Consider the following 11,791-nt stretch of genomic DNA (forward strand, 5'->3'; position numbering starts at 1 on the left):
AGAGGGCTGCTTTTTTGCGTTTTTGTTTATTTGTTTTCTTCGCTCTTGTCGTTCTTGGGCCCGAGACGGCGGCGAATGTCGTCGATGATCTCCGGGCAGACAAACTCGGAAATATCACCGCCCATGGTGGCCACCTCCCGCACAATGGAGGAGGAAAGATACATGTACTGAATGTCGGTGGTCATGAACATGGTCTCCAGTGTGGGGCAGAGCTTCTTGTTGGTGAGCGCCATCTGGAATTCGTATTCAAAATCGCTCACCGCACGCAGACCCTTGATCAGGGTACAGGCCCCCACATGGGAGGCGTAGTCCGCCAGCAGGCCGCCGAAGAAATCCACCCGCACGTTGGGCAGGTCTTTGGTCACCCGGCGGGCCAGCTCCACCCGCTCGGCGGGGGTAAAGGCGGTGTTGCTCTTGGCGTAGTTCACCAGAATGAGCACGATCACCTCGTCGAACAGGCCCGAAGCCCGGCGGATGATGTCCAGGTGGCCCTTGGTGATGGGATCAAAGCTGCCGGGGCAGATGGCGATGCGTTTTTCCATAAAGCGTTTTTCCTTTCCGCTGTGGGCCGCTGGGCCCACTGTTGGCCATTTTCCCGCCTTGCTGTTCGGCGGGCGCCCTTAAGTATACCCCCGGAAAAGCGGCCTTGTCAATCACATTTTTGCCGCCTTTCTTCTCCCGTCATTCCTGTTCACACAGCTCGCTGAGCTTCTGATAAAAGGGGGTATTGTCCAGTGTGGCGAAGTAATCCATGGGGGTCTCAGCCCGGCGGATCACCTCGTGGCTGCCGTCCTCATGCAGCAGCACCTCGGCGCTGCGCAGCTTGCCGTTGTAGTTGTAGCCCATGGAGAAGCCGTGGGCGCCGGTGTCGTGGATCACCAGCACGTCACCGATGCCGGTCTCAGGCAGGGCCCGGTCGATGGCGAATTTGTCGTTGTTTTCGCACAGACCGCCGGTCACGTCATACACATGGTCGCAGGGCTCGTTTTCCTTGCCCAGCACGGTGATGTGGTGGTACGCACCGTACATGGCCGGACGCATCAGATTGGCGGCGCAGGCATCCAGACCCAGATAGTTTTTCTGGATATGCTTTTCGTGGAGCACAGTGGCCACCAGATGGCCGTAAGGGGCCAGCATGAACCGGCCCAGCTCGGTGAAGATGGACACATCGCCCATGCCGGCGGGCACCAGAATCTCCTCGAACTTTTTGCGCACACCTTCACCGATGGCGGCAATGTCGCTGGCGGGCTCCTCAGGGCGGTAGTCCACACCCACGCCGCCGGATAGATTGATGAATTTGATCTTTGCGCCGGTGGCCTTGTTCAGCCGCACCGCCAGCTGGAACAGGATTTCGGCCAGCGCCGGGTAATAATCATTGCTGGTGGTGTTGCTGGCCAGGAAGGCATGGATGCCGAACTGTTTGGCCCCCTTCTTCATCAGCTTTTCGAAGGCGGAAGCCATCTGCTCTTCAGTCATGCCGTATTTGGCTTCGCCGGGGTTGTCCATAATGTCGTTGCCCATGCTGAACACGCCGCCCGGATTGTAGCGGCAGAACACGGTTTCCGGCACACCGGCCACCCGATCCAGAAATTCCACATGGGTGTAGTCGTCCAGGTTGATGTAAGCACCCATCTGGCAGGCCTTTTTCATGTCCTGCACAGGGGTCACGTTTGAGGAGAACATCACATCCTGACCGGTAAAACCGCAGGCTTCACTGAGCAGCAGCTCGGTGTAGGTGGAGCAGTCCACCCCACAGCCCTCCTCCTGCAGAATCTTTAAAAGCGCCGGGGTGGGCGTGGCCTTCACGGCAAAATATTCCTTATAGCCCTCGTTCCAGGCGAAGGCCGCGTTCAGGCGGCGGGCATTTTCCCGAATGCCTTTTTCGTCGTAGATATGAAAGGGCGTGGGCACGTCCTCAATGATCCTCTGGGCCTGTTCCAGGCTGATGAACGGATGCTTTTGCATGGTGGTCTTTCTCCCTTTCCCACGGGCTGTTCGCCCGGTTTGATTGCGCAGTGTTTATTTTAGCACAGTATAACACAAAAGGGGCCAGCCGCGCAACGACATGTTTTGCAGGCAGCAAAAAAGCCCTTCAAACGAAACGTTTGAAGGGCTTTGACCATGGAGCTGCTAAGCAGATTTGAACTGCTGACCTCATCCTTACCAAGGATGCGCTCTACCGACTGAGCTATAGCAGCAAGATGGCGACCCGGATGGGGCTCGAACCCACGACCTCTAGCGTGACAGGCTAGCGTTCTAACCAACTGAACTACCGGGCCATCTTTTGCGTTGCCTTGTGGCGACTTTTAATATTATACAGACAGTTCCCGCAATTGTCAACCACTTTTTTAAAAATTTTTTCAGGATTTTTTCAGCGGCTTTTTTCGCCCAAAAAACAGCGGCGGACGAGGTCTTTTCCCCGCCCGCCGCATGCCCTTTTGCGCTGTTACTGAACGCGTTCCAGCAGACCGCACCCGGCCAGCAGCCGCTGATACTCCAGCAGCATGGCCCGGTTTCCGCCGCCCAGCTCGGCAATGACCTGATCCGCCACCCGGCCGCAGCTGCGCGCACCGTCGATGTAATAGGCACACAGTGCCTGCTGCATCTCCCTGTCCGGCTCGGCTTCATAACGGCGGTCGTACTCCCGCACCAGAGTCAGCTTGTCCGGCTCATCCAGCATCCGCTTTTCCAGCGATTCCAGCGGGTCGCCAAAGAGGCGGCGGTACACCGGCCCCTCCTCGGCCCACTGCATCCGACCGGGCAGCAGGGCGTTCAGCCTTGCCAGCGGCTTTTCCGGATCCAGCCCCGCCTGCTGGCACAGCCGCCGGGCTGCCTCGGTGTAAAACTCCTTCAGCGCGCCCAGCTGGGCCGCCAGCTGTTTCGGGTCGCCGTGCTCCAGCATGGCCCGCCGGGTGATCCCCTCCATCCGGGCCATGAGCCGGGTGCACTGGTGGTTCAGAATCAGCCGGGCATCCCGCTTTTGCAGGTTGCACAACGTATAGGCATACACCGCCGCCAGCACGGTGGAAAACTTGAGCACGTTCATGTCCATTCGCTCGATGGTATCGGCGCTGGTGTGGTAGTATTTGTCCGGCCACTGGCCCAGCATGATGCTGGGGATGCCCACCTGCGGATCGCTCAGGATAAAGTGGTCGCTGCCCAGCCCGAAGGGCACCGCGTCGGTGCGCACGTTCTGCAGCAGCAGATCCTCCCGGCTGTTCACCTCCTGCTTGACCTCCTGCAACAGCAGGGTGGCCAGATCCCCCTCAAAGCCAGGCATGGCAAAGGGCAGGCCGGTCACGGTGATGGGGCCGGTGGTGTCTTCCTGTTTGGCGCCGATCATGTCCAGATTGATGCCCGCGGTATAGAGGGTTTTGTCCCGCCCGTCGTTCAGGTAATTGTAAGTACCGGTGAACTCCGGCACCAGAATCATGCGGATGGTCTTTTGCAGCGGCGGCAGCTGGCCCGCCTCCACGGCCGCGTGGATAGCCGCCATCAGGGTCATGGCCCCGGCCACGCCGGAAGCATTGTCGTTGGCGCTGGCGCAGGGGTGGCACAGATGGGCACACACCAGCACGCTCTCCTCGCTTTCGCCGGGCAGAACCGCTTCCACCACCTCGCTGGTGCCGTTTTCCAGTCTGGCATCCACATAGGCGTTCAGCAAAAGATAAGGACTTTCGCACTCCCCTTTTTCAAAGGCCTGCCGCTTCTGGTGGCACAGCTTTTGCAGCCGCAGCGAGGTGCGGGGCGACACCACAAACCCGAAGGCCTGCCGCTCGCCGGGGGTATGCTCCCACCAGAAGGAGGTGTAGTTCAGCGCATCCAGCAACTCCTCCGGGGTGCGCACATGGGGCGTCTCGTTCAGATAGTCCGACACAATGCCCAGTGCGCCCCGTTTCTGGATGGCCCAGCTGAATTTGTTGATGTGCTGATGGGTAAACAGCACCTTGCCCTCCAGATTCCAGCTCTGGTAAGCGGATTCTTCGCAGCCCTCGGTCATCTCCACCAGCTCCAGCGTTTCATCCCGCCAGTCGCAGGCGCAGCTTTTCTGGATCAGCGAGATGGGCTCCACCGAGTAATCCGCCAGCACAAAGCCCTTCGGCCCGGCAATGCGGCACCAGCCCGCGGTGCAGTTCCATTCCTGGAACAACCGGTAGCTGCCCGCGTAGCCGCCCGCCGGGGCCGGATAATGGAGCACCTGTGCCTGCACGCCCCGGCTGTTCAGCCAGTCGCAGCACCAGTTGGCCGCGGCCCGGAAGCCGCCGCTGGCCTGGATACGGTGGAAGCTGCTCACCTCTTTGACGATCTGATACAGCCCCCGCGTCTGTACCTGCTCCTTCATGATCTTTATGGTATCCTGCATCATCTGCGGCACGCCCCTTTTCGTCGTTTTGCTTCATTATACCACTCCGACGTTCTGATTTCATCCGCTAACGTAAAAAAGCAACCCAGACAATCATACCCTTGCGTTCAACGAGTGGGCATAATTGTCTGGGTTGCTAAAATAAACAAGGCTGTTCTCTGTATCGTTCTGACTGGCTTTCCTGGCGGAACCTCTTTTTTATGATGCCAGCCACAGATCAACACACGCTTGAATACCAGAACGCCAATTGTTTTCATCTGTTGCTTTTTCACACAACATAATGGCGTAATCGAGAAAACGTCGAATATCTTTTGGCTCTGGTTGAGTTTCATAACTGTACGCATTTTCAATAAGGCGCATAAACTGGTCTAATTCCAAGGGGATAATCTTAGACTTCCCACCATACAACGCAATCGAAAGATGGTTTAATCCATAAAAATGCGCTAAAGTTGCTGCGTTGATTGTCGGGGCAATAAAGAGGCAGTAGGTTTCTTTTCCACTTCTCTTTTTCAATTGTCCGTAATGTCGTGCAACAGGCTCTCCCTCAGATTCGTACTGACGTTGCCCGGACTGTAACGTCACTTCTACAGATAAGGCAAAATCATCATAGTCACATTCAATATCCGGCATATTTCCAGCCGCGGTAGACAGCGGTTGCCCTGCATCATCAAAATTAAAGTTGCCTTTGATATTTCCGCCATCAAGCATTGTCATCGCCCGCCATGTGTTATATTCAAGCATTAAGGGGGCGTCATAATATTCATCGGCAATAATTTCATTGAATGTGTCTATAATTTCTGAATATAGAGCATACGACTTTATCTCGGCAACTTGCTTATTGATAACAGCATCTTTGTGCCGCTGAACGATATCATCGCGTAAATCCTTTAGCTCCTCAAGAGTTTTGCCTGCTAGCTCCCTTCTTGTAAAGGAACCAATCCGCATAAGTACATCAACAATATTGGCTTTATTGTCTGTATAGAGAGCAGGCAAATTAGCAGAAAACAGATATCTTTTATAGGCATTCAGGTCATTAACACAAACCGGATCGCGCGGTACTGTCGAAAGAATAAAATCCACTTCAACAATTTTGTCATCAAAAATTGATATGGATCGATTTTTGTGTGAAATAGAGATTAGCCCGGTATATCTCAAATATCGAAAACAGGCATCCGCATAATCTCTCATATTGCTTTTTTGCGTAGCAACAAATTTTTTTAGGCTGGCATCGTGCGTTTCTCTTGTTCTTGTTTTTCCGGCCGCAATCCTGTCTTTGTGTATTTCTAATATTGCTCCTTCCCATATATGATTGACAAAACGCTTATATTGCCCTCTGTTTCGAGATTTTTCCTCTCTGAATTGCAAAACGGAATCTCTTATCGCTTCAAATCTGTGATAGTCTGTCATTTGAACAGCAAATATTTTGAATTCATCAAAAGTGATATATTCCAATTCCCGAACCAGGCGTAAAATTTCCAGATAGGGCCGAATATGAAAAGTTCCTGCAATATTTCTGTTCTCGGAGTGATATGGAGAAGGCAGCTGAAATTTCAATAACTGCCGTAAAAATATCTCCTGTGGGCGTTTTCCATAAATAAAAAAATGCCCTGCTTCAGTTAATGCCACACAGGGATTCAGATCAACAAACCCTAAAGCCTTTGGCGCTCGATTGATTCGATCTCTTGCGCTAAACGCCTTGTCGAAAGGTGATCCTTTTCCTTCAAAGAAATCACTTTGGGCCAATTCGTCCACAAATTTCTCTTGGGTGAATTGATTCCACTGGTTTCCTGAAAACTTTTCAGCTAAAAGTTTTATTTCTGGAATCATCTTGGCAGGTGTCCTAGGCGAAGTAGTAAAGAACAGCAGTTTATTATCAATTCTTGCCACAACGACATCTCCCGTTAATAATTTTTAACAATAATATGCATTTTATCGTTTTTAAACCGATTTTTTATATTAACCGAATAGTTTTTATAATACTCATCAAATATATACTCTCCATATAGCTCTTCCGTTAAGGGCGTTTTTCCTATTACCATCAGAGCACGACACGGCAAATTTCTAAAATCAGCAGCCAAACGCCTATGTTCTGCCTCATCGAAACCGTTCATCATATCGATATTGCCATAATCATTGAACACGCAGTCATACGGCGGATCAAGGAAGATAAAATCATCTGCTGTTGCCATATCGAATATATCATTGTAATCAAGATTAAACAGTTCTGCTCTTTGCAGCAACTCGCTATGCTGTCTCGTTACTAATTTGGTATTTAAATTAGGATAACGGCCAAACGGAACATTGTATTCTCCGCTGTTATTATACCGAATCATACCAGAATATGCCGTTTTGTTAATGAAGAAATATACGGATCCATCTAAAAAGGTATTGTCAGGATGGTTAAACAACTCCCTCATACGATAATATAATGCTTCGTTTGCGTTAGGAACCCTCTCGTCAGGAGTCAGCGCTTTTAATCTCTTGTATTCTGCCTGGTTGACCTCGTATAATTGTTGAAGCGTATCAAGTTGTGTGCGCATAGTTGAATAGTTGTCTCGCAACTGCTGATAAAACGTCATCAACCTGGTATTTGCATCATTGATAATCGAATTATCGGGCTCAAGATAAAAGAAAACAGCTCCACCGCCAAAAAAAGGCTCAATATAGCGGTTAAAATCATTTGGTATATATTGAAGAAAGCGAGGAATTTCCCTCGATTTTCCTCCACGATATTTCAAAACCGGGTTCATCCGTACACCTCGCTTTCTAAAGTTTAAAAAGAAATACTCAAAACAACCCATTTTTATTGTAACACACAAAGTTATCTACTACAACCGTCCATCCAGTTTTTCCACTGGTTCGCTCGCTTTAACAAAACAGGTGCCGGCGTGCCCTGAAAACAACTCCCCCAAAGCATTGCTTCAGGGGAGTTGAACTACGTTTTCAAATGGCTCAGTTGAAGCCGAAGATCTTCTGGCTGATCTTGTAGGCGGTCACCGCAAAAGCACGGCCCACCGGGCTGTTCCAGTTCATGGCCTGCCCCATGATGCCCCGGCGCAGACGATAGTACGCCCAGGGATCGTTCGCCTTGATGTAATCCCACAGCTCCTGCTTTTTGGCCAGATTCTCGGCAGTACCGCTGCGGATCATCAGAATGGAGGAAACCACCGTGATGATTTCCAGATAATTATACAGATACTGGCGCAGGCGGGTGTTCTTGATGCCCTGCAGGCGTACCTGCTTTAACATCAGCTTGTTTACCTTGATCTGCTGATCAATGCGCTTGATCATCACGCTCTCGTTCACGGACTGGTCGTCCCGGCCAATGAAGTAATGGTAGAAATCCACGTTGATGTAGTAGATGCTCTTCACACACTGCATGGGAACATACACAAACAGGTTATCCACATAGAAGGTGTGGCGGGGCAGATCCAGGCCGCTGTCGATCAGCAGCTGGGTGCGATAGATCACCGAGTGCATCAGGATGTACTGGCCCTTGTGGAAGCGGCCCACCTGATCCCAGCCGATCACCTGTTCCTCAGGCAGGGCGTTGGCGTAGCTCATCACCTTTTTATGGCGGGCGCCCACCTTATCGTATACAAAGTTGCTCACCACCAGATCCACTTCCTGGCCACCGTGCACAAAATTACGCAAGGCGCACAGAATCTTGGCATAGGCTTCCTCGTCCACCCAGTCGTCGCTGTCCACAACCTTGAAGTAACGGCCCTGAGCGTTCTTCAGTCCGGCCATTACCGCCGCACCGTGACCGCCGTTCTCCTGATGTACCGCACGCACAATGCCGGGGTACAGCCGTTCGTATTCATCCGCGATGGCGGCGGTATCGTCCTTGGAGCCGTCGTTCACGATCAGGATCTCCACCTCATCGCCGCCGGTGAGCAGAGTATCCACGCAATGGCGCATATAGTTCTGCGAGTTGAAGCAGGGCACTGCGATCGATAACAGTTTCATGTTTCACACACCTTTGTATTGATTTGCCGTCCGCCGCCCGAAAGAAGGGGGGCCGAGCCGGGCCGCAAGCTGATTCTGGTCATAAAATTGACACAATGTTACCTGTATATCATCGCGCGAACGGTGTTCAAAGTCAAGAGAATCCAGCCAATTTATGCGTCTTTTCTCCATTTTTTACAACTTTTACACCAAAACGGCGCACCCCGGAACCGGGATGCGCCGTTTGTTCAGTGTGTGTCGAAAGCGAAAAACTCCCCTGCCCGATCAGCAGGTGGCGCCGCCCTTCATGTGCTTCTGAGCCGCCAGATTTTCCTGCTTGCGGGCCAGAAGCTGGTTGTCCAGCAGCTGGCGCTGCACCTCTTCAAAGCCGATGCGGGCCACGGTGTCGGCAAAGCGCTCGCCGGTGATGCCCTGTTCACGGAACAGCAGAATGGCCTTTTCGATCACATCCAGCACTTCCTGCCGGTCAGTGAACACCTTGTCCAGATAACGGCCCTGAGCCACCTTCTTGCCCCAGCGGCCGCCGATGTAGATGCGGTAACCGTCGATGTGGTCCTCCACCGCCTTGAAGGGGCACTTGCCCACGCAGCGGCCGCAGTGGTTGCAGGCCTCGGGGTCGATGTGAATCTTGCCGTTCTCCATCTTTGCCACGTTGAGGGGGCAGGTTTCCTCGATCTGGCAGACCTTGCAGCCGCGGCACTTGTCCAGCTGAATCTGGGGAATGCGCTGACCGATCACGCCCAGATCGTTCAGATCCGGCTTGACACAGTTGTTGGGGCAGCCGCCCACGGCGATCTTGAACTTGTGGGGCAGCTTGACCTCATGGTAGCCCTTATAGAACCGCTCGTGAATCTCCTGAGACAGATCAAAGGTGTCGATCAGGCCGTACTGGCAGGTGGTACCCTTGCAGGAAACCACCGGGCGCACCTTGCTGCCGGTGCCGCCCATTTCCAGGCCGGCGTTCAGCAGGAACTCCCGCAGGGGCTCGATGTTGGCGAAGGGCACGCCCTGAATCTCCAGCGTCAGGCGGCTGGTCATGGTCACCTCGCCGCTGCCGAACTTCTCGGCGGCCTGAGCCACCACCATCTGCTCGGCGGCGGTGAGCTTGCCGTTGCGGGTGATCACACGGCCGTTGAACTTGTCCGGGGTACGTTTGTCCCACAAAAAGCCCAGAGCCTTCACCCGGGTGACCTCGGCGGGCGATACCTTTGCGCCCACGGTTTCCACCCGCACGTCGTTGAAGAAGGTGGCACCTTCCAGCACCAGTGTGTTGGTATAGCCGTAGCTGCGCAGCCGGTTCTGCATGAAGTAGGCGCGCTTACCCTTGCTGCACACGATCAGCAGTTTGTCGTCCTTATCCAGACCCTCCACCGGGCCGTTCAGAGTTTCCAGCTGCACGAAGGTTGCGCCGTGAACCGCGGGGGCCGGGGCGGCATCCACCACCCGATAGCCCTTGGCCGCGCCCGCCTGATACTCGGCGGGGGTGATGCTGTTGATCTTACCCTCCAGCTTGTTTTCCAGCAGATACACCGCCTGCACAAAGGGATGGATGGCGGTGGAGAAGGGCGGCGCGTAGGCCAGATCCAGATTGTCAAAGTCCTCCAGCGCGGCACCCATGGAGATGCCGGTCACCGCGATGTCCACCATCTTGTCCACCGCGCCGGGGCCCAGCACCTGAATGCCCAGCAGCTTGTGGGTTGCCTTGTCCGCGATGAGCTTGGTGGCAAACCAGGCGGAATCCGGGTAATAATGGGCCTTGTCGTCGCTGACCATCAGGGCGGTGGCCACGTCGTAGCCCGCCTGACGGGCGGCAGCCTCGGTCAGGCCGGTGCGGCCGCAGTTCAGGCCGGGCAGCTTGACCACACCGGTGCCCAGCACGCCGGGGTAACGCTTGTTCTCGCCGGTCAAAGCCAGCGCCAGCGTGCGGCCTTCCATGTTGGCGGAGGAGCCCATGGGCGACCACTGGGCCGCGCCGGTGAGCCGGTTGGTCACCAGAGCGCAGTCGCCGGCGGCGTACACGTCCGGCAGGTTGGTGCGCAGCTGGCCATCCACCGGGATGGTACCCTTGACCATCTCCAGGCCGCTGCCCTCCAGAAATGCGGTGTTGGGTCGGATGCCCGCGCTCACCACCACAACATCGGCAGGCAGGGTGCCCGCTTCGGTTTTCACGGCGGTGACCCGACCATCGCCCAGAATGGCCTGGGCCGCGGTGCCGGTCATCACCCGGATACCGGCGGCCTGCAGCTTCTTGCGGGCAAAGTCCGCCATTTCCGCATCCAGCACGCCGGGCATGATCTGGCCCGCCACGTCGATCACGGTCACACTCAGGCCCTGGGCCAGCAGATTTTCCGCAGCCTCCAGACCAATGAAGCCGCCGCCGATGACCACAGCCTTTTTCGCGGTGTTCTGCTCCAGATAGCCGCGCAGGGCAATGGCGTCGTCCGGGGTGCGCAGCTTGAACACGCCCTGCTGGGCCGCGCCCTCGATGGGCGGAATCACGCTGGATGCACCGGTGGCGATGATCAGAGAATCGTATTCGTAGGTCTCGGTTTCCCCGCTGGTCAGGTTTTTGGCAGTCACGGTTTTGGCCGCCGCGTTCAGGCCCACGGCCTCCCGGCCGGTGAGCACCCTGGCCCCGGTGAGGGCGGTGTACTTCTGCGGGGTGTTCACAATCAGCTCGCCACGGGTTTCGATCAGGCCGCCCACATAGTAGGGCAGGCCGCAGCCCGCATAGGAGATGTCCCGGTCCTTGACCAGAATGGTCACATCCGCGGACTGGTCCTGCCGTTTGATCTTGGCAGCGGCCTTGGTACCGGCGGCAACGCCGCCCAGAATCAATACCTTCATTGCATTTCCTCCTGCTCTCTCAAAACGCCTGACGGATCAGCCGTGGCAGTGACCGCCGCAGCTGTGAGAAGCGCCGTGGCTGCCGCAGTCGTGGCCTTCACCTTCCTCATGGTGGTGATTGCAGGTCACGTCCCCGTTCTGGGGCAGAGTGCCCTGCAGCAGCTGCTCCACCGCCGCATCGGTGCTGCCGGCCGCGCCCGCATACACCGCGATGCCCGCCTGCGCCAGCGCCTGACGTGCGCCGCCGCCGATGCCGCCGCAGATCAGCACCTGCACGCCCTGAGCCTGCAGAAAGCCCGCCAGCGCGCCGTGGCCCTGGCCGTTGGTGTCCACCACCTGGCTGCCGGTAATCTGCTTACCCTCCACCTGATACAGCTTGAACTGCTCGGTGTGGCCGAAATGCTGGAATACATTGCCGTTTTCATAAGTAACTGCGATCTTCATTTTTCTCCAACCTCTTTTACGCAAAGAAACGGTCGTCCGCAGGCAGGCAAGGGCCCCGGTTCGACCGCGCTTTGAAATTTATACTTTTATATTACGCCTTTCGGGGCAGCTTTTGCAACTGACAAAGTCACAAAAGCTGCCCCGAATACGGGCTGCGCCCGCAGCAGG

The 11,791-nt window shown here is 55.1% G+C and carries 8 protein-coding genes and 2 tRNA genes; all 10 read right to left on the minus strand.

From position 1 onward, the window contains the following. Positions 1-26 precede the first annotated feature (26 nt). Complete coding sequence (gene coaD, locus ACESYO_RS04310) at positions 27-542, minus strand: pantetheine-phosphate adenylyltransferase (protein WP_058967170.1); 516 nt, start codon at positions 540-542, stop codon at positions 27-29. A gap of 139 nt (positions 543-681) precedes the next feature. Beyond that, positions 682-1,965: a diaminopimelate decarboxylase gene (locus ACESYO_RS04315; protein WP_058967171.1), complete on the minus strand. Its 1,284-nt coding sequence runs from the start codon at positions 1,963-1,965 to the stop codon at positions 682-684. 157 nt (positions 1,966-2,122) lie between these two features. Then, positions 2,123-2,198 (minus strand) — tRNA-Thr (locus tag ACESYO_RS04320). A gap of 4 nt (positions 2,199-2,202) precedes the next feature. Further along, positions 2,203-2,279: transfer RNA gene (locus ACESYO_RS04325), tRNA-Asp, on the minus strand. Positions 2,280-2,446: 167 nt separating this feature from the next. Further along, positions 2,447-4,363 carry a DUF4910 domain-containing protein gene (locus ACESYO_RS04330; protein WP_373211206.1) on the minus strand — a complete coding sequence of 639 codons (1,917 nt, stop codon included), beginning with the start codon at positions 4,361-4,363 and terminating at the stop codon, positions 2,447-2,449. Between the two features lie 198 nt (positions 4,364-4,561). Next, positions 4,562-6,250, minus strand: coding sequence for an AlwI family type II restriction endonuclease (locus tag ACESYO_RS04335; protein ID WP_058967173.1), 1,689 nt, complete (start codon positions 6,248-6,250; stop codon positions 4,562-4,564). 14 nt (positions 6,251-6,264) lie between these two features. Beyond that, positions 6,265-7,113 carry a DNA adenine methylase gene (locus tag ACESYO_RS04340; RefSeq protein ID WP_058967174.1) on the minus strand — a complete coding sequence of 283 codons (849 nt, stop codon included), beginning with the start codon at positions 7,111-7,113 and terminating at the stop codon, positions 6,265-6,267. A gap of 202 nt (positions 7,114-7,315) precedes the next feature. Beyond that, positions 7,316-8,332 (minus strand): glycosyltransferase family 2 protein, encoded by a 1,017-nt coding sequence (locus ACESYO_RS04345; RefSeq protein ID WP_058967175.1) that lies wholly within the window; start codon positions 8,330-8,332, stop codon positions 7,316-7,318. 264 nt (positions 8,333-8,596) lie between these two features. Further along, complete coding sequence (locus ACESYO_RS04350) at positions 8,597-11,179, minus strand: FAD-dependent oxidoreductase (protein ID WP_058967176.1); 2,583 nt, start codon at positions 11,177-11,179, stop codon at positions 8,597-8,599. 36 nt (positions 11,180-11,215) lie between these two features. Next, complete coding sequence (locus ACESYO_RS04355; RefSeq protein WP_058967177.1) at positions 11,216-11,623, minus strand: NifB/NifX family molybdenum-iron cluster-binding protein; 408 nt, start codon at positions 11,621-11,623, stop codon at positions 11,216-11,218. Positions 11,624-11,791 lie beyond the last annotated feature (168 nt).

Origin of the sequence: Allofournierella massiliensis (assembly GCF_964241245.1) — a bacterium.
GTDB classification, from domain to species: Bacteria; Bacillota; Clostridia; order Oscillospirales; family Ruminococcaceae; genus Allofournierella; species Allofournierella massiliensis.